Source organism: Veillonella caviae (assembly GCF_003992125.1).
Classification (GTDB): domain Bacteria; phylum Bacillota; class Negativicutes; order Veillonellales; family Veillonellaceae; genus Veillonella; species Veillonella caviae.
Genome location: NZ_RQUY01000018.1, coordinates 1 through 21,559, shown reverse-complemented (window position 1 = coordinate 21,559; position 21,559 = coordinate 1). Strand labels below are relative to the sequence as shown.

18 protein-coding genes and 1 pseudogene are annotated in these 21,559 nt (G+C 38.8%); all 19 read left to right on the top strand.

Features of this window, described 5'->3' with window-relative positions; genetic code table 11:
* Positions 1–2: 2 nt before the first annotated feature.
* The 19 genes and pseudogenes from lon to EO120_RS06925 all read left to right on the top strand — a co-directional run bounded on the left by lon (position 3) and on the right by EO120_RS06925 (position 21,347).
* Positions 3–2,312 (top strand): endopeptidase La, encoded by a 2,310-nt coding sequence (gene lon / locus EO120_RS07010; protein ID WP_127134773.1) that lies wholly within the window; start codon positions 3–5, stop codon positions 2,310–2,312.
* Positions 2,312–3,010, top strand: a complete 699-nt coding sequence (gene yihA, locus EO120_RS07005; protein ID WP_127134772.1) for a ribosome biogenesis GTP-binding protein YihA/YsxC — start codon at positions 2,312–2,314, stop codon at positions 3,008–3,010. Before lon ends, yihA begins: the two co-directional genes overlap by 1 nt.
* Positions 3,007–3,978: a polyprenyl synthetase family protein gene (locus EO120_RS07000; RefSeq protein ID WP_127134771.1), complete on the top strand. Its 972-nt coding sequence runs from the start codon at positions 3,007–3,009 to the stop codon at positions 3,976–3,978. Before yihA ends, EO120_RS07000 begins: the two co-directional genes overlap by 4 nt.
* Before the next feature lies 1 nt (position 3,979).
* Positions 3,980–4,858, top strand: coding sequence for a twin-arginine translocase subunit TatC (gene tatC, locus EO120_RS06995; RefSeq protein WP_127134770.1), 879 nt, complete (start codon positions 3,980–3,982; stop codon positions 4,856–4,858).
* A gap of 22 nt (positions 4,859–4,880) precedes the next feature.
* On the top strand, positions 4,881–7,538 hold the full coding sequence (locus EO120_RS06990) for a valine--tRNA ligase (RefSeq protein WP_127134769.1): 2,658 nt from the start codon (positions 4,881–4,883) through the stop codon (positions 7,536–7,538).
* Positions 7,539–7,547: 9 nt separating this feature from the next.
* Positions 7,548–8,855, top strand: coding sequence for a bifunctional folylpolyglutamate synthase/dihydrofolate synthase (locus EO120_RS06985; protein ID WP_127134768.1), 1,308 nt, complete (start codon positions 7,548–7,550; stop codon positions 8,853–8,855).
* A 9-nt stretch (positions 8,856–8,864) separates the two neighbouring features.
* A complete protein-coding gene (locus EO120_RS06980; RefSeq protein ID WP_127134767.1) occupies positions 8,865–10,121 on the top strand; it encodes an O-antigen ligase family protein in 1,257 nt (418 codons plus the stop codon).
* 526 nt (positions 10,122–10,647) lie between these two features.
* Positions 10,648–12,153 (top strand): acetyl-CoA hydrolase/transferase family protein, encoded by a 1,506-nt coding sequence (locus EO120_RS06975; protein WP_206512477.1) that lies wholly within the window; start codon positions 10,648–10,650, stop codon positions 12,151–12,153.
* A 28-nt stretch (positions 12,154–12,181) separates the two neighbouring features.
* Positions 12,182–13,828: an acyl-CoA mutase large subunit family protein gene (locus EO120_RS06970; RefSeq protein WP_127134766.1), complete on the top strand. Its 1,647-nt coding sequence runs from the start codon at positions 12,182–12,184 to the stop codon at positions 13,826–13,828.
* A gap of 28 nt (positions 13,829–13,856) precedes the next feature.
* Positions 13,857–14,252, top strand: a complete 396-nt coding sequence (locus EO120_RS06965; protein ID WP_127134765.1) for a cobalamin B12-binding domain-containing protein — start codon at positions 13,857–13,859, stop codon at positions 14,250–14,252.
* A 79-nt stretch (positions 14,253–14,331) separates the two neighbouring features.
* Positions 14,332–15,270 (top strand): methylmalonyl Co-A mutase-associated GTPase MeaB, encoded by a 939-nt coding sequence (gene meaB / locus EO120_RS06960; protein ID WP_127134764.1) that lies wholly within the window; start codon positions 14,332–14,334, stop codon positions 15,268–15,270.
* 48 nt (positions 15,271–15,318) lie between these two features.
* Positions 15,319–15,741, top strand: a complete 423-nt coding sequence (mce, locus tag EO120_RS06955) for a methylmalonyl-CoA epimerase (RefSeq protein ID WP_004696488.1) — start codon at positions 15,319–15,321, stop codon at positions 15,739–15,741.
* A gap of 39 nt (positions 15,742–15,780) precedes the next feature.
* Positions 15,781–17,310 (top strand): methylmalonyl-CoA decarboxylase subunit alpha, encoded by a 1,530-nt coding sequence (gene mmdA / locus EO120_RS06950; protein ID WP_127134763.1) that lies wholly within the window; start codon positions 15,781–15,783, stop codon positions 17,308–17,310.
* Positions 17,311–17,386: 76 nt separating this feature from the next.
* Positions 17,387–17,724 (top strand): annotated as a pseudogene (gene mmdD, locus EO120_RS09380) (methylmalonyl-CoA decarboxylase subunit delta).
* 24 nt (positions 17,725–17,748) lie between these two features.
* Positions 17,749–17,916 carry a methylmalonyl-CoA decarboxylase subunit epsilon gene (mmdE, locus tag EO120_RS09180; RefSeq protein WP_164725732.1) on the top strand — a complete coding sequence of 56 codons (168 nt, stop codon included), beginning with the start codon at positions 17,749–17,751 and terminating at the stop codon, positions 17,914–17,916.
* Between the two features lie 68 nt (positions 17,917–17,984).
* A complete protein-coding gene (gene mmdC, locus EO120_RS06940) occupies positions 17,985–18,365 on the top strand; it encodes a methylmalonyl-CoA decarboxylase subunit gamma (RefSeq protein ID WP_127134761.1) in 381 nt (126 codons plus the stop codon).
* A 60-nt stretch (positions 18,366–18,425) separates the two neighbouring features.
* Positions 18,426–19,541 (top strand): methylmalonyl-CoA decarboxylase subunit beta, encoded by a 1,116-nt coding sequence (gene mmdB / locus EO120_RS06935; protein ID WP_127134760.1) that lies wholly within the window; start codon positions 18,426–18,428, stop codon positions 19,539–19,541.
* Positions 19,542–19,724: 183 nt separating this feature from the next.
* On the top strand, positions 19,725–19,991 hold the full coding sequence (locus EO120_RS06930) for a hypothetical protein (RefSeq protein WP_241234912.1): 267 nt from the start codon (positions 19,725–19,727) through the stop codon (positions 19,989–19,991).
* Positions 19,992–20,048: 57 nt separating this feature from the next.
* Positions 20,049–21,347: an SLC13 family permease gene (locus EO120_RS06925; protein ID WP_127134758.1), complete on the top strand. Its 1,299-nt coding sequence runs from the start codon at positions 20,049–20,051 to the stop codon at positions 21,345–21,347.
* Positions 21,348–21,559 lie beyond the last annotated feature (212 nt).

Here is a 21,559-nt window from a genome sequence, read left to right as displayed (position 1 = left end):
CTATGAGCTTATTAGAAATAGGCATTCCTACTGTCCCTCTTAGAGGTATGGTAGTATACCCAAATATTGTGATTCACCTCGATATCGGTCGAGATGCATCCATCAAGGCTGTAGAAGCGGCTATGAATGAAGACCGTATTTTAGCGGTTATTACACAAAAAGATGATGCTATTGATGCTCCTACAATTCACGATTTAGCACCAATGGGGACTCTTGTTAAAATTAAACAAATGTTGCGCCTTCCTGGTGGTATTGTTCGCGTCCTTGTAGAGGGTATCACACGTTTGCAAGTGATGAACATTACTAGTATGGATCCATACTATGTAGGTGATTATGAGCGTGTTGCATCTATTTATGAAGACGATGTAGAATTAGAAGCTTATCGTCGTTTAGCACAAGCTAAATTCAATGATTGGGCTGCAGAAGCCAAAACAGTAACAGAAGATGGGGTTGAGCGCATTATGGAATTGCGTGATCCTTGTGAACTCGCTGACCAAGTGGCATTCTTATTGCCTATTAATAATTTAAAACGGCAAGAGTTGTTAGAAGAACTGTCTGTTTCTCATCGTTTAAATATGATTGTAGGCATTTTGAATATGGAACTTCAAATTTCTGATTTAGAAAACTCTATTAATAATCAAGTACGTCAATCTATGGAAAAAGCACAAAAGGAATATTTCTTGCGCGAAAAAATTCGTGTTATACACGATGAACTAGGCGATAAAGGAAATCCTGAAGAAGAAGCAGAAGATCTTCGTAAACAATTAAAAGAATTGAATCTTAGTGAAGAGATTCACAATCGCATCGATAAAGAGATCTCCCGTTATAGCCGCATGCCGCAAATGATGCCCGAGGCGACGATTTTGCGCAATTATTTGGACTGGGTATTAGGATTACCTTGGAATGATGTGTCAGATGATCGCCTTGATATTAACGAAGCAAAAAGTATGCTAGAAGCTGACCACTATGGTTTAGAAAAAGTTAAGAAACGTATTCTTGAATTTTTGGCAGTTCGTAAATTAACTGGAAAAAATAGTGGATCCATTCTTTGCTTAGTGGGGCCACCAGGGGTTGGTAAAACATCGCTAGCTACATCCATTGCAAAAGCAATGAATCGTAAGTTTATCCGTGCGTCATTAGGTGGTGTTCGTGATGAAGCTGAGATTCGTGGACATCGGCGCACTTATATTGGCGCATTGCCAGGGCGTATGATTCAAGGAATCAAAAATGCGGGTACTCGTAATCCCGTATTTTTACTTGATGAAATTGATAAATTAGCTTCTGACTATAAAGGTGATCCTTCGTCTGCTCTGTTAGAGGTGTTGGATCCTGAACAAAATAGTACATTTAGCGATCATTTTATTGAAATTCCATTTGATTTTTCAGATGTTTTTTGGATTACTACAGCTAATGTAGCATCTAATATTCCTGGCCCATTGCTTGATCGTATGGAGATTATCGAAGTATCTAGCTACATGGAAGATGAAAAATTAGAAATTGCTAAACGGTATTTAGTGCCAAAACAAATCGTAAAAAATGGTTTGAAAGATTACAAAATCAAATTGTCCGATGCAGTGTTGAAAAAAGTGATTTCCGAATATACTCGTGAAGCTGGAGTTCGTACATTGGAAAAAACGATCGCTAAGATCTGTCGTAAAATGGCATATCAAGTAGTAGAAGAAGGCGTTGAAACACCAAAAGTAACGGTTAGAAATCTCCCTGACTATTTAGGCTCGCCTATTTTTATTGATGAAGAGCGTGAAAAGGAACCGCAAGTTGGTTATGTAAACGGTCTTGCATGGACATCTGTAGGTGGTGTGGTTTTGCCTTGTGAAGCGACTACTATGGATGGGGCTGGTAAATTAGCTCTCACTGGTAGTCTTGGTAAAGTAATGCAAGAATCTGGTCAAGCAGCTATGAGCTATATTCGTCATAATACGAAAAAATTAGGTATTGAAGAAGATTTTTATAAAAAGTTGGATATTCATGTTCATTTACCTGAAGGAGCTACACCTAAAGATGGCCCTTCCGCAGGTATTACGATGACACTAGCTATGGTATCTGCCTTAACGGGGCAAAAAGTCCGTGCTGACGTGGCTATGACAGGGGAAATTACATTGCGTGGTCGCGTATTACCGATTGGTGGCTTAAAAGAAAAACTGTTAGCCGCCTTATCCTACGGAGTAAAAGAAGTATTCATTCCGAAAAGTAATGAAAAAGATATTCCAGAATTACCGGACAGTGTGAAATCAGGTCTTACTATTACGCCAGTAAAGACAATGGATGAAGTTTTAGCAAAGGCACTTATATAATGCAAAAAAAGAAAAAATCCACTAAACAAATGGGGCCTAAGCCACAATATACCAGAAAAGAGCCAAAAGGGCCTCGCATTATAGCAGCAAAATATAATACGTCTTGTGTAAAAGCTGACCAATATCCAGAAGGAGATACGGTAGAAGTAGCTTTTTTGGGGCGCTCTAATGTGGGCAAATCATCATTGATTAACTCTCTCTGTAATTATCGTGGTCTTGCCCTCGTTAGTGGACAGCCAGGTAAAACGAAGACAATCAATTATTTTGATATTGAATCGAAAGAAGATATTAGTGAAACGGAAGAACGTCGTTACCACTGGTTCCTTGTCGATTTGCCAGGCTATGGTTTTGCGAAAACCAATAAAGGAAACCGCAATTTGTGGTCCTCCTTTATTGCCGATTATATTTTGCATTCGGAACGACTGATGTTACTATGCTTACTTATTGATGGGCGTCATCCAGAAATGCCTATCGATAAATTAGCTTTCGATTGGCTCGTGGAGGCGGGAATACCACTACAAATTGTAGTAACTAAAGCAGATAAATTAAATGCTAAAGAAAAATCTGTTAATTTAGCAAAAATTCAATCTATGTATCCTACCGATACGGCACCGATTTTATATAGCTCATTAAAACATACGGGGCGAGAATTATTGCAACAACGAATTAATCAAGTATTATTAGGAGATGAAGCATGAGTCACTCAAATCAATTCGATATGATGGAACGGATTGCGCTCGACTTAGAGGGCGTAGAAAACGCTCTTGCCGAATCTTTTCATACTGGTTCAGAAGATTTTAATGAATTGATTCGACCGTTGTCGGTGGCTGGTGGCAAACGATTGCGAGCACAATTGTGCTTGCTCATTGCTAATGCAGGGAATTCTGTAGAGGTGGAGCGTATTAAAATTGCGGAAGCTGTGGAAATGCTCCATTTGGCAACTTTGATTCATGATGATGTACTAGATCAGGCAGAAATCCGTCGTGGAGAAGAAACGATTCATAAACATAAGGGAAATAAAGTAGCCATCCTAAGTGGTGATTACTTATTTGCCAAAGCGTTCCGCATTGTATCTGATATGCCGCATATGGGGTATTTGAAGATTTTTTCTCATATTATTACTTGTCTTGTAGAGGGTGAATTTATGCAAATGGAAGATATATACCGTATCGACCAAGGCATTGAACGCTATATGACAAAAACACAAAAGAAAACGGCGGACTTTATGGAAGGCTGTATGGAGTTAGGCGGTTTACTCGGTAAGTGGTCAGATGCAGAGATCGTAGAGTTAAAAAAATATGGTCATGCTTTAGGTATGGCATTCCAAATTACTGATGATATCATGGACTACCGAGAAACATCAGATACGACAGGTAAACCGGTAGGTAATGATTTGCGGGAAGGTCTACTAACATATCCATTGCTAAGTATTGTAAATGACACAAATCGTGATATATTGTTAGCAGATATTAAAAATCTCAATCATGGTGGTAATGAACAAGATATTATCGACTATGTTATTGCCCAAGGTGGTATTGATAACACATTAGCAGTAGCTGATAAATACTGCCAAGATGCTTTAACAGCATTAGCAAATGTACGCGATTTTGACGGCAAGGAGTTTTTAGTGCTAGCTGTTCAAAATTTAGCAGATAGAAAGGTATAATATGGAGGCCTTCGAACCGAAAGATTTCGAATATCCCATAAAGAAACCTTCTTTTGATAGTGTAGTGAGACAAAAACGGCGCGCCAGAGAACAAGAGGAAGAACAACAACGATATGCAGTGATTTCTACTGAGCCAATAGATGATAGCCCTGTATATACAGAAATGGAACAGAAAATGATGGATGAAGCGGCACAATTGTCCTTAGTAGGTCATTTATCTGAACTGCGCACACGTATTATCATTGCTTTTGTATCCATCATTATCGGTACAGGTATTGCTTATTATTATATAGATTTTATTTTAGAAATTTTATTGGCACCAGCCGGTAAACTATATTATATGCGTCCTACAGAGGCATTTTTTACCTATATGAAGGTGTCTATTGTAGGGGGCTTTATTATGGCCGCGCCGATTATCTTGTATCAAATTTGGGCCTTTGTAAAGCCTGCACTGACAGTTAAAGAAAAATATATTTCTAATTGGGTTTTGCCAATAGCTATTGTATTATTTGCTGTAGGCATTATATTTTCTTATACTTTGGTTCTGCCTGCAGCAGTCACTTTCTTTATGGGATTTGCTACTAATGAGCTACAGCCGATGTTTTCCATAGGACAATACTTGGATTTTGTATTGTCCTTTGTGTTGCCTTTTGGCTTTATCTTCGAATTACCACTGATTATAATTATTATGGGATATTTCAATTTAATTACATCCCAATTTTTAAAATCTAAACGTAAAATATTTATATTACTTGCTTTTATCATAGGTGCAGTGATATCTCCAACACCGGATATGTTCTCTCAAACTATGATTGCATTACCTATGATTTTGCTCTATGAAACGAGCCTCTTTGTATTAGCAAAAGTGATGAAACGTTAAGTACATACTTTTAGGAGGAACGATGAAAACCTACGAAAATTTAACCACCTATAATCCTGGTGAGATTGAAAGTAAATGGTATTCCTATTGGGAAAATCAAGGATACTTTCACGAAGAAGTGGATACTAATAAAGAGCCATTTAGCATTGTATTGCCACCTCCAAATGTAACAGGCATGTTGCATATGGGACACGCACTAGACAATACATTACAAGACATTTTGATCCGTTTTAAACGCATGCAAGGGTATAATGTATTGTGGATGCCTGGTACGGATCATGCTGGTATTGCTACGCAAATCAAAGTAGAAGAGATGCTAGCAAAAAGTGAAGGTAAATCTCGCCATGATTTAGGTCGTGAAAAATTCGTAGAACGCGTATGGGATTGGAAAAAAGAGTATGGCGATACCATTGTAAAACAAATTCGGAGTCTTGGTGCATCTTGTGACTGGGATCGCGAGCGATTTACATTGGACGATGGTTACTATCATGCAGTGAGAGAGGTTTTTGTTAGTCTCTATGAAAAAGGGCTTATTTACCGTGGGGAACGCATCATTAACTGGTGCCCTCGTTGTGCAACAGCTTTATCTGATGTAGAAGTAGACCATGAAGAGGAACATGGTCATTTATGGCATATTAAATATCCTGTTAAGGGTGAGGATAATCGCTTTGTTATCATTGCTACGACCCGCCCTGAAACGATGTTTGGTGACGTAGCAGTGGCTGTAAATCCAGAGGATAAACGATATCAGGACTTAATTGGTAAAAAATTAGTATTGCCATTTGTGAATCGCGAAATTCCTGTTATAGCTGATGACTATGTAGATGCTAGCTTTGGTACCGGTTGCGTAAAAATTACACCAGCCCATGACCCTAATGACTTTGAAATGGGACAACGTCATAACTTGGAATCTATCGTTGTTATGAATAATGATGCAACTATGAATGATGGAGCTGGTAAATTTAGTGGTTTAACACGGGAAGAAGCGCGCAAACAAGTAGTAGCTGCATTAGATGAGTTAGGTTTACTAGAAAAAGTGGAAGATCATGATCATGCAGTAGGTCATTGTTCTCGTTGTAAAACAATTATTGAACCTATGGTTTCTAAGCAATGGTTCGTTGATATGAAACCTTTGGCTGAACCAGCATTAAAAGTCGTTAAAGAAGGTGAAGTTCAGTTCGTTCCAGAACGCTTTACAAAAACCTATGTAAACTGGTTAGAAAATATCCGCGACTGGACGATTTCTCGTCAATTGTGGTGGGGACATCGTATTCCTGCTTGGTACTGTGATAATTGTGGGGAAACCATCGTTAGTCGTGAAGATATTACGGAATGCCCTCATTGCCACGGTGCGGTTACACAGGATCCAGACGTTCTAGATACATGGTTTAGTTCTGGTTTATGGCCATTTGCTACTATGGGATGGCCTGAGCAAACAGCAGAATTAAAACAATGGTATCCAACTAGTGTTCTTGTTACTGGTTATGACATTATTTTCTTCTGGGTAGCTCGTATGATTTTCATGGCTCTTGAATTTGAACATGAAATTCCATTCAAACATGTATTTATCCATGGACTTGTTCGTGACAGCCAAGGCCGTAAAATGAGTAAATCCCTTGGCAATGGTATTAACCCATTAGAGGTTATTGATGAATACGGTGCTGATGCATTACGCTTTACATTAGTAACAGGTAATACACCAGGTAATGATATGCGTTTCTATATGGAACGAGTAGAGGCAAATCGCAATTTTGCTAATAAAATTTGGAATGCTTCTAAATTCGTTCTTATGAATTTGACGAATTATGATGAAAACTTTGAACCAACCGAATCAGACCTTACATTGGCAGATAAATGGATCATTGCTAAATACAATGAAACAGTAGCAAGTATTACTGCTAACCTTGACAAATTTGAGTTAGGTGAAGCGGCAAGCTCTGTGTATGATTTCATTTGGAATACATACTGTGACTGGTATATAGAATTGGCAAAACCACGTTTATATAGCGATAATAATGAACGTGATCGTCGTACCGTACAATATTTATTGGTAACAATTTTGCGTCATATGCTCGAATTGTTACATCCATTTATGCCATTCGTTACAGAACATATTTGGCAACATTTACCACACGAAGGGGACAGTATCGTCGTTGCTAAATGGCCAGAAGCGATAGCTTTCACCAACCTTGATGAATCAGCACGTCAAATGGAAATTATGATGGATGCTATCAAAGGGATTCGCAATATGCGCGCTGAAATGAATGTACCATTAGGTAAAAAAGCCGAAGTCATTGTAGCGCCTACAGATGAATCTATTGCAAATGCGGTTGCTAATCATAGCGATTATTTCGTAACCCTTGCATGGGCTGAAAAAGTAACTGTTTTAGGTATTACTGATAGCAAACCAGACAATGCTACTGTTACAGTTGTTAATGGCATGGAAGTATATCTTCTCTTGAAAGATCTTATTGATGCAGATAAAGAGAAGGAACGTATTGCGAAAGAAAAGGTACAAATGCAGAAAGAAATCGCTCGTTTAGAAGGTAAATTAAATAACGAAGGTTTCCTTGCTAAAGCACCAAAAGCAGTAGTGGAAAAAGAAAAAGAAAAATTGGAAGAGTATAAACAAAAACAACAAGCGTTGTTAGAACGGGAAGAGTTCTTGAAAACCTTATAGGAGGTTTATATGACATACGAAGAAGCTTTAACCTACCTTGAATCTACATCGTCCTTTGGGATTAAACCAGGCCTTGATCGTATCAAAGCATTAATGACAGCCTTAGATCATCCTGAAGAGGCGTATAAGATTGTTCATGTAGCAGGTACAAATGGCAAAGGTTCAGTAACCACTTATATTTCGTATGCTCTGTTTACTAGTGGATTACGGGTGGGGCGGTTTATATCGCCTCACCTTGAATCATATACAGAGCGTATTCAAATTAATGATGCTCAAATTAGTGAAGCCGCATTTGGGGAACTTATCGGTAAAATTAAATCGGCCGTAGATACTTGTGTTGCAAAGGGGATTGAAGCGCCAACACAATTTGAAATTCTTACAGCGGCGGCCCTGTTGTTTTTCAAAGAGCAAGGTGTTGACTATGCCGTTGTAGAAGTTGGATTAGGCGGCTTGTTAGACTCCACTAATGTTGTTAAGCCTGTAGTATCGGTCATCACAAATGTGACATTAGATCATCAAGCTTATTGCGGAGATACAGTAGAAGACATTGCAAGGCATAAGGGTGGCATTATAAAAGAGGGTGTACCAGTCATTACGGCGGCTCAAGATGCGCCATTGCGCATTATTGAAGATATAGCGAAGGATAAACAGGCACCTCTCTATGTATTTAATAAGAAATTTGGTGTTGATAGCCGCAGTGCTGTTACAGGTGGTCAAATGATTACTGTTAGCGCTGATAATGCGGCCCCTGCCATGTTGTTTACCACCATGCCGGGTATCCATCAAGCGGTAAATCTCTCTTGTGCGTTACAAGCAGTACGATTATTGATGATTAATGAGAGTGCGATTAGTGAAGAAACTATGCGTGAAGGTTTTGCTCGTGCCACATGGGCAGGCCGATTTGAGATTAAACGAGTCTTAAATCGACAGTTTATTTTTGATGGAGCGCATAATGCTGCCGGTGCAGAAGCTTTTAATATGACATATCAAGAGTTATATCAAGATAAACCTAAAACCATCGTGTTGGCTATTTTAAAAGATAAAGACGAAGCGGGGATTATTAAGGAAGTAGTACGGACTAATGATACCGTTATAACTGTAGCTGCACCAACACCGCGTACTGAAACACCAGAACAATTGGTGACAGTAGTGAGACAGACTGTACCATCTGTAGTGGCACAAACAGCAGACTCTGTAGGGGAGGCATTAGAATTAGCTCTAAAAAATACACAAAGTGGGGATACTATCGTTGTTTGTGGTTCGCTTTATATCTTGGGTGAAGCTCGGTCCTGGTTACAAAACCATATGGGCCACTAAGGTGGACGTATGGAACACTCATTATTTCCTACAGAAAATAAATTAAGATTTTATATTGAGCGCCTTATTTATGGTATTGTCATTGCCATGCCATTACAGCCAATGGTAGGGGATGTACTACTGTGGATTGCCATTGTTGCGGCCATTATAGATTTACTGAGGCGAGGTCGTCTAAGTTTACCGACAGGCTATTTATCTTGGTCTGTTATGTTCTTTGTAGTATGGACTGGATTGACTGCGCTACTATCAGAACATTGGCAATGGTCCCTGATGAGTTGGTTTTATCAAATCGTCGCTGGTGGGGGGATGTATTATTTGGTACGTACCTATATAACGACGCCAAAACAATGGAAATATTTTATTCAATGTATGTTAGGAACTGCATTTCTAGTGTGTGTGATTGGTATCTATCAATATATATTTGTTCCTAATATGCATATGAAGGAATGGGTAGATGCAGCGCAATTTCCAAAATTAAAACGCCGTATGGCATCTACATTGATGAATCCTAATTTATTAGGAGCCTATTTGTTGATGATACTTAGTGTAGTGATTAGTTATATTTTGGTCTATGTAAAAGTACCACAAGGTATGGGCGCTCAAGCGAATAAACGAAGACAAGATGCATTAATGATGATTCCCATTTTTGCTATTCTCTTTGTTACTATGTTGTTAACATATTCTAGAGGTATTTGGATTAGCTTTTGTGCGATGATTCTTTACTGGGCTATATTTGTGGAACGGCGGTTATTTTGGTCCTTACTAGCGGTACCATTAATTCTGTACTGTTATGAGGGGGAAATCGCATCTCGATTATGGTCTATTTTCCAAGGCCAAGATACATCGACAGATCTTCGATGGGCGTTGTGGGATAGTACTTTGTATATCGTACGGGCGCATCCTATTTTTGGTATTGGCTGGAATACCTTTTTTTTAGTCTATCCCGATTATAACTACTATATTCAAGGGCCTCATATTCTCATGTATCATGCACATAATTTATATCTCAATATATTGGCAGAGGCTGGTGTTCTAGGACTAGTATCTTTTTTAGGCGTGCTGTTTGGACATGTATATACATCTATACGATTACAAGGAGATATATTCCGTCAAGCTGCACAGATTGGGGTAGGTGCGTTAGTAGTGGCTGTTCTAGTCAGTGGTTTATCAGATTTTGAACTTTATAGTCATCAAGTGACCATCGTATTTTGGCAGTTGATAGGTCTTGTAGGGGCTTTTGGGAAAGTGCATTTTAATACAAAGTGATAATAATAAAATTTAATAATATGGTGTAATCTACGTATATCTGAAGTAGGGCTGTAGATTGTGTAGTAGTTAACCGATTTTCTAAAGTTAGTCATATGAGTATCATATCGATAGTTTGGAAAATCGGTTTTTGTATATCTAAACATTATTAAATCAATCATAATTGAAAGATATTAAACAATTTAAAATTTTATGACTCTTAATTATCTAAAAACTAGTAGATGGTAATTGATGTAAATCAATATACTGTATAGGTAACTATCGATTTACTAGAATATTATCAACATATGACACTATATCGATGATTCCTGACGGTTATAACGATGTGAATAAAACTTATTCCTAAAGTGCAATATTGATGACTTTTAGTCATAATGCATAGTGGTTGTGTGGTAAAAAATACATTTTATGCATATAAGTTGACAATAATTTGCAAAGGGAATACGATGAATTCGGTTTAAGGAAGAAATCTAAACCAAGAGATTAACTGTCGTTTAACAATGATTCTTAATTGAAGGAGATGGTTATGATGATAGACATCAAAGACCGCGTAAAATCTGCGGCCCTCCAAGGTAAAATTGTCTCTGCTGACGAAGCAGCAAAAGTCATTAATCCAAATGATAAGGTTGGTATTTCCGGCTTTACTCCATCTGGATATGCAAAAGCTGTTCCTTTAGCATTGGCTAAACGAATGGAAACGGAACCATTCAAAATTGATTTGTGGACAGGTGCTTCTGTAGGCGATGAAGCAGACGGAGCATTAACTCGTGTAGGCGGTATTAATCGTCGATTCCCATATCAAACAAATGGGGATACGCGAAAAGCATTGAATAGTGGACATATGAAATACATTGACATGCACTTAAGTGAAATGGCTCAAAATGTTCGCTATGGTTTCTTTGGTGATTTAGATGTGGCGATTATCGAGGCTGTACAAGTTAATGAAGATGGCTCCATCGTACCTACTACATCAGTAGGCAACTCACCAACATTTGTGAGTCAAGCTAAAAAGGTAATTGTAGAAGTGAATGTGTCTCAACCATTGTCTTTGGTAGGTATGCATGATATCTATGAGCCATTAGACCCTCCTTTCAGAAAACCAATTCCGTTGGAAGCTGCAGGGGATCGAATTGGTACAGATGCAATTCCTTGTGACCCAGACAAAATTGTAGCTATCGTAGCTTGTGATATCCCTGACACAACTAGACCATTAGCGCCAATTGATGATGATGCAAAAGCAATGAGCCAACATTTAATTAAATTCTTTGAAAATGAAATTAAAGAAGGCCGCTTGCCTGAAAACTTGCTTCCATTACAATCTGGTGTGGGTTCTGTAGCTAATGCAGTAATTAGTGGTTTAGCACAAGGTCCTTTCACAAACTTATCTATATATACAGAAGTAATCCAAGATGGTATGTTTGATCTTATCGATGCTGGAAAAGTTACAGTATGTTCCGGTACGGCATTGAGTCCTTCTCCAGATGGATTAAAACGATTCTATGATAATATTGATGAGTATCGTAAGAAAATTATTCTTCGTCCTCAAGAATTATCTAATAACCCTGGCATTGCTCGTCGTTTAGGTGTTATTGCCATGAATACCGCTATCGAATTTGATATTCTTGGCAATGTAAACTCCACTCATATTATGGGGTCTAAAATGATGAATGGTGTAGGTGGATCTGGTGATTTTGCACGTAGTGCATATCTTACAATCTTCTGTACTAATTCTGTAGCAAAAGGCGGCGACATTAGTTCTATCGTTCCATTTGTATCTCATGTGGATCATACAGAACATGACACAATGATTTTCTGTACAGAACAAGGCGTAGCTGATTGCCGTGGTTTAAGCCCAGTGGAAAGAGCACGTTTGATTATTGAAAAATGTGCACACCCTGATTACAAACCTATGTTAACTGAATACCTAGAAAAAGCATTAGCAGCAACAAAGAATGCCCATACACCAATGTTGCTTGACGAAGCTCTTTCTTGGCATAAACGCTTCACAGATACTGGAAGCATGAAAAAATAACCTGTTTTTTTAGGAGGATGATGAAAACATGGCTTACGAAAACCTTAAAGCCCAAATTGCTGAGTACAATAAACTTTGTGACGAAAAATCTGCGAAAACTCCAGAGCGTCAAAATTTGAAATATAATCGTGTTTACACTCCAGTAGACATCGAAGGCTTTGATTACGAACGCGATTTGGGAATGCCTGGCGAATTCCCATATACTCGAGGTGTTCAACCTACTATGTACCGCGGTCGTTTTTGGACAATGCGTATGTATGCAGGCTTTGCAACAGCGGAAGAATCCAACAAACGTTATCGTTACCTTATCGAATCCGGTGCGACAGGTCTTTCCTGTGCATTCGACTTGCCTACACAAATCGGTTATGACTCTGATGATGTAATGGCAGAAGGTGAAGTTGGTAAAGTAGGGGTTGCTATCGACTCCTTGAAAGATATGGAAATTTTGTTCGACGGTATCGATCTCGGTAAAGTTTCTACATCTATGACAATCAACGCTCCAGCATCCGTTTTGTTGGCAATGTACATTGCAGTAGCTGAAAAACAAGGCGTACCTTCTACAGAATTGAAAGGTACTATTCAAAATGATATTTTGAAAGAATACGCAGCTCGTGGTACATACATTTTCCCTCCAAAACCATCTATGCGTTTGATTACTAATATCTTCGAATATTGCTCTCAATACGTTCCAAAATGGAATACAATTTCCATCTCTGGTTACCATATTCGTGAAGCAGGTTCTACAGCAGCTCAAGAAATCGCATTTACGATTGCTGACGGTATCGCATATGTAGAAGCAGCTTTGAAAGCTGGTCTTGATGTTGATACATTTGCTGGTCGCTTGTCCTTCTTCTGGAATGCACATAACAATGTACTTGAAGAAGTTGCAAAATTCCGTGCATCCCGTCGTTTATGGGCGACTATCATGAAAGAACGTTTTGGTGCTAAAAAACCAAAATCCATGATGCTCCGTGTACATACTCAAACAGCAGGTTCTATGTTGACAGCTCAACAAGTTGATAACAACATCGTTCGTGTAGCATTACAAACTGCTGCAGCTGTAATGGGTGGTACTCAATCCTTACATACTAACTCTCGCGACGAAGCATTGGCTCTTCCTACAGAAGCATCTGTACAAGTAGCACTTCGTACACAACAAATCGTGGCTTATGAATCTGGTTTGGCTGACGTAGTTGACCCATTGGGTGGTTCCTACTACGTAGAAGCTATGACAAATGCTATCTATGACGAAGCTATGGAATACATCAAAAAAATCGATGAAATGGGCGGCGCTGTAGTAGCAATCGAAAAAGGCTACATCCAAAAAGAAATCCAAGAATCTGCTTACAAATGGCAAATGGAAGTTGAATCTGGCTTACGTACAATCGTAGGTGTTAACAAATTCCAAGTAGAAGAAGAAGCTCCAAAAGACTTGCTTCGCGTTGACGCTTCCGTTGGTGTAAACCAATCCAAAAAAACTCAAGCTGTTCGTGCAGAACGTGATCAAGCAGCAGTTGATGCAGCTCTTGCAGAATTGAAAAAAGGTGCAGCTGACGAAAACGTTAACTTAATGCCTCTAATTCTTGCAGCAGTTAAAACATATGCTACTTTGGGTGAAATTTGTAATGTATTACGTGAAGTATTCGGTGAATACGAAGCTCACTCTACATTATAATCATAGCTAATTTCGGAGGTAATATATCATGGCAGAAAAACGCATTAGAGTTATCGTAGCAAAACCAGGTCTTGATGGTCATGACCGTGGTGCAAAAGTAGTAGCACGCGCACTTCGCGATGCTGGTTTCGAAGTAATCTATACAGGTCTTCGTCAAACTCCAGAACAAATCGTTGAAGCAGCTCTTTCTGAAGATGTTAATGTAGTTGCATTATCCCTTCTTTCTGGTGCACACAACACATTGTTCCCTAAAATCGTTGAACTTTTGAAAGAAAAAGGTATGGGCGATGTTCTTGTTATCGGCGGTGGTGTAATCCCTGATGCTGATATTCCTGGCTTGAAAGAAGCTGGCGTAGCGGCTGTATTTACACCTGGTACACCAACTGGCGACATTGTTGATTTCATCAATGCCAATGTAAAATAATGTAACTTAATGGGGCAGAGGGACTCAACTACATATTGGATCCCTCTATTCCCATATTTTTAGATAGGTGGTGAGGCGCATGGATTTAGTAAAAGGACTATTTGAAGGTTCCAGGCTCGCCTTAGCACGGTCCATTACGGCCGTAGAAAATGAGTATGATAATGCCATCGACATTATGAAGGCCATTTATCCTAAAACAGGAAATGCTCGTATTCTTGGTATTACAGGGGCCCCTGGTGCTGGTAAAAGTACCTTAACTGATAAAGTGGTAAAACACTACTTAGATCAAGGTAAAAAAATCGGCATCGTTGCCATCGACCCAACTAGCCCATTTTCAGGTGGTGCTATTTTGGGGGACCGTATTCGAATGAATGATTTAACATTAAACGAAAATGTTTTTATTCGAAGCATGGGCACTCGAGGTAGTCTTGGTGGTTTATCCAAAAAGACTGCTGATGTAGTAAAACTTATGGATGCCTTTGGCATGGATTTAGTAATTATCGAAACTGTAGGGGTAGGTCAATCCGAAGTAGATATCGTAAAAAATGCTGATACTACGTTGGTTGTTCTCGTACCTGGTTTAGGTGATGATATCCAAGCTATTAAAGCAGGTATCCTTGAAATTGGTGATGTATTTGCTATTAATAAAGCAGATAGAGATGGTTGTGATCGTTTGAATGTTGAAATTGAAATGATGCTTGATCTCGACTCTCGCGAAGTTAAATGGCGACCACCAATTAAACGTACTATCGCTAGTAAAGATCAAGGCGTAGACGAATTGATTGATGCCTTAGATGAACATTTCGAGTATTTAGAAGATTCTGGTGAATTACAAAATCGCCGAGCTGAACGGACTCGAGATGAAATCATTGCAATGATTAACGAACAAATTGGTCGCTATGTAGCTGAAAAAGTAGTTGTTAGCGATGAATTTAATAGTCAGGTAGCAGCTGTAAATGAACGGACAAATGATCCGTATACAGTTGTCAATAATGTCATGACTAGTGTGCTAAAGTAGGCGGCGACTACATAGCATAAAATGTTAGCCTTAAAGGAGATAATCAAAATGGCTTTTAAAGTATTACAAGTGGATCACATCGGTATTGGTGTTAATGATTTAGCAGCAACTAAAGAATTTTATAAAAATGCGTTAGGCATTGAACATCTTCCAGAAGATGAAATTGTTGAAGAACAAAAAGTAAAAGTTTCCTTCTTCCCATGCGGTGATGCGGAATTAGAATTTTTGGAAACTACTACCCCAGACGGTCCTATCGGCAAATTCATCGAAAAAAATGGTGGTCGCGATGGTATCCAACACGTAGCTTTACGCGTAGATAATATTGAAAATGCTATTGCTGATCTTATGGCAAAAGGTGTTCGTATGATTGACGAAAAACCTCGTTATGGTGCTGGCGGTTCCTCTATTGCATTCTTGCATCCTAAAGCAACTGGTGGTGTTCTACTTGAACTTTGCCAACGAATGAAATAAAATAATAATGTAACAAGTTTTTTTTATGGAGGTGCTGACATGCAAACAGTGCAAGAAAAAATTGAGTTATTGCACGAAAAGCTAGCTAAAGTTAAAGCTGGTGGCGGTGAAAAACGCATTGAGAAACAACACTCTCAAGGTAAAATGACTGCTCGTGAACGTTTGGAAAAATTGTTTGATGAAAATTCTTTTGTTGAACTAGACCAATTTGTTAAACATCGTTGTGTAAACTTCGGTCAAGACAAAAAAGAATTACCAGGCGAAGGTGTTGTAACTGGTTACGGTACTGTTGATGGGCGTTTAGTGTATGCATTCGCTCAAGACTTCACTGTAGAAGGTGGTTCCCTTGGTGAAATGCACGCTGCAAAAATCGTAAAAGTACAACGCTTAGCAATGAAAATGGGTGCGCCTATCATTGGTATTAATGATTCCGGCGGGGCTCGTATTCAAGAAGCTGTAGACGCACTTGCTGGTTACGGTAAAATTTTCTTTGAAAATACAAATGCATCTGGCGTTATTCCTCAAATTTCCGTAATCATGGGACCATGTGCAGGTGGTGCTGTATATTCTCCAGCATTGACTGATTTCATCTACATGGTAAAAAACACTTCTCAAATGTTCATCACTGGTCCAGCTGTTATCAAATCTGTAACAGGTGAAGAAGTTACAGCTGAAGATCTTGGTGGCGCAATGGCTCACAACTCTGTATCTGGTGTAGCTCATTTTGCGGCTGAAAATGAAGATGACTGCATTGCTCAAATTCGCTACTTATTGGGCTTCTTACCTTCTAATAACATGGAAGATGCACCATTAGTAGATACTGGCGATGACCCAACTCGTGAAGATGAAGGCTTAAATAGCTTGTTGCCAGATAACAGTAATATGCCTTATGACATGAAAGATGTTATTGCTGCTACTGTTGATAATGGTGAATACTATGAAGTTCAACCATTCTATGCTACAAATATCATCACATGTTTTGCACGTTTTGATGGTCAATCTGTAGGTATCATCGCTAACCAACCTAAAGTTATGGCTGGTTGCTTAGATATCAATGCTTCTGACAAATCTTCCCGTTTTATCCGTTTCTGTGATGCTTTCAATATTCCAATCGTTAACTTTGTTGACGTTCCTGGTTTCTTGCCTGGCACAAATCAAGAATGGGGCGGTATCATTCGTCATGGTGCTAAAATGCTCTATGCTTACTCTGAAGCTACAGTACCTAAAATTACTGTTATCACTCGTAAAGCGTACGGTGGTTCTTACTTGGCAATGTGTTCTCAAGATTTGGGAGCAGATCAAGTATACGCTTGGCCTACATCTGAAATTGCAGTAATGGGCCCTGCTGGTGCAGCAAATATTATTTTCAAAAAAGATGAAGATAAAGATGCTAAAACAGCAAAATATGTGGAAGAGTTCGCAACACCATACAAAGCTGCTGAACGCGGTTTCGTAGATATTGTTATTGAACCTAAACATACTCGTCCTGCAATCATCAATGCATTAGCGATGTTAGCAAGCAAACGAGAAAACCGTGCACCTAAGAAACATGGTAATATTCCATTATAATTCGATGTAGTAAGTTTACTATCGTCTTTGGGAGATACCTTTCTTTATTTTATATTTATAGAAAGGGGAAATGATTATGGAAGGCCACGTAGTTACTACTAGCCCTTGGCTCGTTATGGCAATCAATATGACAGTCGTTTTTGCTGTTCTTATTGCATTAGGCGTACTTATGAAAGTCATTCATTGGATTGACCCGACTAAAAAAAGCCTGAGCCCGTTACTGCACCTGTTGCTGCTCCCGCAGCACCTGTAGTATCGGAAGCAACCGTGTCAGCAAATAATGAAGAGGTAGTAGCGGCTATCGTAGGTGCAATTGTTTCGATGGGTTATTCTTCGGAACAAATCGCATCCATTCGACCTACTGCAACGAGTCGTCAATGGCGCTTAGAAGGTCGTTTGAGCGGTAGAAATTAATTCATTATTGAGGAGGCATTTGTAATGAACAATGCTACAAAAACTAATGGTGCAGCACCTAGCAAAGAAGTAGTGGCTGTTATCGTTGGTGCTTTAGAAGCAATGGGTTACTCCAGTAGTCAGATTGCTCATATCCGTCCAATTGTAAGCTATAATTGGAAAATGGAAGGTCGCTTACGCGGTAATCGATAGGATTATCCTATTTATATGTGTAAATTATTTGAAATTTTTGTGTAAACACACATTTGGAGGAATTTAAAATGAAAAAATTCAACGTTACAGTAAATGGCACAGCATACGAAGTAGAAGTTAATGAAGTAAAAGCCGCAGCTCCTGCAGCAGCTCCTAAAGCAGCTCCAGCAGCAGCTCCTGCTCCTAAAGCAGCTCCTGCACCTGCAGCAGCTCCAGCAGCTCCAGTTCCAGCTGGCGCAGAAACTGTAAAAGCTCCAATGCCTGGTAAAATCCTATCTGTAGCAGTATCCGCTGGTCAAGCAGTTAAAAAAGGCGAAACATTGTTGATTCTTGAAGCAATGAAAATGCAAAATGAAATTGCTGCTCCTCATGATGCAGTTGTTGCAGAAGTTCGTGTTTCTGCAAACCAAACAGTATCCACTGGCGAAGACTTGGTAGTTCTTGGCTAATTAACAAAGGGGGGCTAGTGCCTCCCTTATAACTCTATATTTTATGAAAGGGGAACGCATATGGATGCTTTTATCGTAGCGATTAACTCTGTATGGACAGATAGCGCATTCCAAGCTTTTACAGGTGGTAACGCTATTATGATTCTTGTCGGTTTAATCTTATTGTATATGGCATTTGCTAAAGAGTTTGAACCATTGTTGTTAGGTCCAATTGCCTTTGGGTGTATTTTAGCAAACATTCCTCGTAACGGATTTGATGAAGGTGTTATGGCACTTATCAGTGCTGGTGTATCACAAGAAATTTTCCCACCTTTAATTTTCTTAGGCGTTGGGGCGATGACTGATTTCGGGCCTTTACTTGCAAATCCGAAGACTTTACTTTTAGGTGCAGCAGCTCAAATTGGTGTGTTTATTGCTCTAGCTGGAGCGATGCTTTTAGGCTTTACAGAGCAACAAGCTGCCGCTATTGGTATCATTGGTGGTGCTGATGGTCCTACATCAATTTATTTAGCAGCAAAATTGGCACCTGAATTACTAGGAGCTATCGCGGTAGCAGCATATTCTTATATGTCTTTAGTGCCGCTTATTCAACCTCCTGTAATGAAATTGTTCACTACACAAAAAGAACGTGAAGTAGTAATGGAGCAATTGCGTGAAGTAACTAAGTTTGAAAAAATTGCATTCCCAATTGTTGCAACTATATTTATTTCTCTATTATTACCATCTATTACTGCATTGTTAGGTATGTTGATGCTTGGCAATTTATTCCGTGAGTCTGGCGTAACAAATCGTTTGTCGGATACATCTCAAAATGCGTTAATCAATACTGTAACTATCTTCTTAGCTACAGGTACTGGTTTAACCATGGATGCAGAGCATTTTATTAGTGCACAAACCTTACTTATTATTTTCTTAGGTCTTGTTGCATTTATCTTTGGTACTGCTGGTGGTGTATTGTTTGGCAAATTAATGTATATGATTGATGGTAAAACTAATCCACTCATTGGATCTGCTGGGGTATCCGCTGTTCCTATGGCGGCTCGTGTATCTCAAGTGGTAGGTGCTAAAGCAAATCCAGCAAACTTCTTGCTCATGCATGCTATGGGGCCAAATGTGGCAGGTGTAATTGGTACAGCTGTTGCAGCGGGCACTATGTTAGCTATGATGTCTCGATAAGTTATTAACCTTTATTTGCCAAGGTGTATTGTTGTAATACACTTTGGCAAAATAAAAATAGAATATGTATTATGTATGTATATTAATTAGTTTTATAGCAATAAATGCAATACATCGAATCGGTCATTTAGTGATGAGCAAGAATTTCACAGAATAACCTGTCAACGTGCTTAGTAAGTAGAGGTGGTCATCTTGTTATCGGTAGAAATGAAAATACTGGTTTGTTTTGTGTGGGCATTTATTGTTTTTTTTGTTACTGCACTTATTATTGGTGCTGATAGAAAGGCACAGTGGTTTCAAAAAAGAACTAAATACTCTTGGTTCAATAGAAGAGGAATTATTAGTGAGCTATTACATTTTGGATATCCCAAAACAAAAGAAGGTTATGGGGTAACAGGTATAATGGTTGTAGTCATTGGTGCCGTAAGTTATTTGATGTGTATATTGTAGTATAGGTTGATTCGTATATAGCAATGGACATATTTCTCTGAGAGGAGATGATGATGTATGGGTGCTGCAGAACAAACTTTAATCGTCCTTGCAGTTATGGCTGTTTTATTTGTTACAGAAATTATTCCACTAGCAATTACATCCCTTGGTGGCGCGATTACGTTAGGGTTATTGGGGATTATTACACCAAAAGTAGTTTTCTCTGGTTTATCGGATAGTACGGTAGTTCTTTTTGCTGGTATGTTCGTAGTAGGTGGTGCTTTGTTCTACACTGGTTTGGCTCAAAAAATCGGTGAAACTGTTGTATCTCACGCTGGTACTAGTGAAAATGGATTGATGCTTGCTATCATGTTGGTAACAGCAACAATGTCCGCATTCCTTTCTAATACTGGTACAGCAGCAGCATTGCTTCCAGTAGTAGTTGGTATTTGCTCTGTTGCGAAAATACCTGCATCTAGACAATTAATGCCATTAGCCTTTGCTGCTGGTATAGGTGGTATTATTACTATGGTTGGTACGCCTCCTAATATTATTGTTAATGGTACATTGGCTAAATCCGGTATTACACCATTTGGATTTTTTGAATTTGCTTGGATTGGTGTTCCTCTTACTATTGCTACTATTGTTTTTATGATGTTTATAGGTAAATATTTCTTACCAAAACATGAAATTACAGATGCTGGTGAAGTGGAACAAGAAGTATCTGCTGATGAAATTTCAAATGACCCTAAAAAGCAATTATATTCTGGCTTGATTCTTTTAGGTGTTATCATCGCTATGATTGCTGGAGATTTCTTGAAAAAGTTTGGTATTAACTTGCCATTAAGTATGGTTGCTGTTATTGGTGCAATGCTTTGTGTATTGACAGGTTGTTTGAAAGAAAAACAAGCCTACACATCGATTGACTGGGTAACTATTTTCTTGTTTGCTGGTATGATGCCTGTCGCAGAAGCGCTTGATAAATCCGGTGCAGGTCAAATGATTGCCAATGCTGTATTAGGCGTTATGGGTTCTGATCCGAGTCCTTATTTTGCTACAGCTGTTCTATTTATCTTATCCTGTGTAATGACTCAATTTATGTCTAATACTGCATCCTCTGCATTGTTGGCACCAATTGGTATTGCCATTGCAAAAGGGATGGGCGCAGATCCACATGCAGTATTGATGGCCATTGGTGTAGCTGCATCTTGTGCATTTGGCACACCAGTAGGTACTCCTCCAAATACATTGGTTCTTGGTCCTGGTCAATATAAATTTATGGATTATGTTAAAGCCGGTGTACCTTTAATTGTAGTATGCTTCATCGTAAGTATTATTATAATTCCAATGGTATGGCCATTCTTCCCTGGTAAATAATAGGGGCTAGGTTACTCTACAATTATATAAGCACTGAAATCGGTCAAACCTTTTGGTTTGGCCGATTTTTTTACCAAGATTTTTATCGGAGCTGTATGACTTTATGTGTTCATGGTTATTATATATAGGTTATTTTAGGCTTATAGGACAAAAAGTGTGTGTAAAAACCCTTGTAATACTAGTAAATATCTAGTGTTATAAGGGTTTAATCT

What these genes read in the sequence shown, in the direction of transcription:
- lon (WP_127134773.1), top strand. Translation starts at nt 3, where the DNA reads ATGAGCTTATTAGAAATAGGCATTCCTACTGTCCCTCTTAGAGGTATG.
- yihA (WP_127134772.1), top strand. Translation starts at nt 2,312, where the DNA reads ATGCAAAAAAAGAAAAAATCCACTAAACAAATGGGGCCTAAGCCACAA.
- EO120_RS07000 (WP_127134771.1), top strand. Translation starts at nt 3,007, where the DNA reads ATGAGTCACTCAAATCAATTCGATATGATGGAACGGATTGCGCTCGAC.
- tatC (WP_127134770.1), top strand. Translation starts at nt 3,980, where the DNA reads ATGGAGGCCTTCGAACCGAAAGATTTCGAATATCCCATAAAGAAACCT.
- EO120_RS06990 (WP_127134769.1), top strand. Translation starts at nt 4,881, where the DNA reads ATGAAAACCTACGAAAATTTAACCACCTATAATCCTGGTGAGATTGAA.
- EO120_RS06985 (WP_127134768.1), top strand. Translation starts at nt 7,548, where the DNA reads ATGACATACGAAGAAGCTTTAACCTACCTTGAATCTACATCGTCCTTT.
- EO120_RS06980 (WP_127134767.1), top strand. Translation starts at nt 8,865, where the DNA reads ATGGAACACTCATTATTTCCTACAGAAAATAAATTAAGATTTTATATT.
- EO120_RS06975 (WP_206512477.1), top strand. Translation starts at nt 10,648, where the DNA reads ATGATGATAGACATCAAAGACCGCGTAAAATCTGCGGCCCTCCAAGGT.
- EO120_RS06970 (WP_127134766.1), top strand. Translation starts at nt 12,182, where the DNA reads ATGGCTTACGAAAACCTTAAAGCCCAAATTGCTGAGTACAATAAACTT.
- EO120_RS06965 (WP_127134765.1), top strand. Translation starts at nt 13,857, where the DNA reads ATGGCAGAAAAACGCATTAGAGTTATCGTAGCAAAACCAGGTCTTGAT.
- meaB (WP_127134764.1), top strand. Translation starts at nt 14,332, where the DNA reads ATGGATTTAGTAAAAGGACTATTTGAAGGTTCCAGGCTCGCCTTAGCA.
- mce (WP_004696488.1), top strand. Translation starts at nt 15,319, where the DNA reads ATGGCTTTTAAAGTATTACAAGTGGATCACATCGGTATTGGTGTTAAT.
- mmdA (WP_127134763.1), top strand. Translation starts at nt 15,781, where the DNA reads ATGCAAACAGTGCAAGAAAAAATTGAGTTATTGCACGAAAAGCTAGCT.
- mmdE (WP_164725732.1), top strand. Translation starts at nt 17,749, where the DNA reads ATGAACAATGCTACAAAAACTAATGGTGCAGCACCTAGCAAAGAAGTA.
- mmdC (WP_127134761.1), top strand. Translation starts at nt 17,985, where the DNA reads ATGAAAAAATTCAACGTTACAGTAAATGGCACAGCATACGAAGTAGAA.
- mmdB (WP_127134760.1), top strand. Translation starts at nt 18,426, where the DNA reads ATGGATGCTTTTATCGTAGCGATTAACTCTGTATGGACAGATAGCGCA.
- EO120_RS06925 (WP_127134758.1), top strand. Translation starts at nt 20,049, where the DNA reads ATGGGTGCTGCAGAACAAACTTTAATCGTCCTTGCAGTTATGGCTGTT.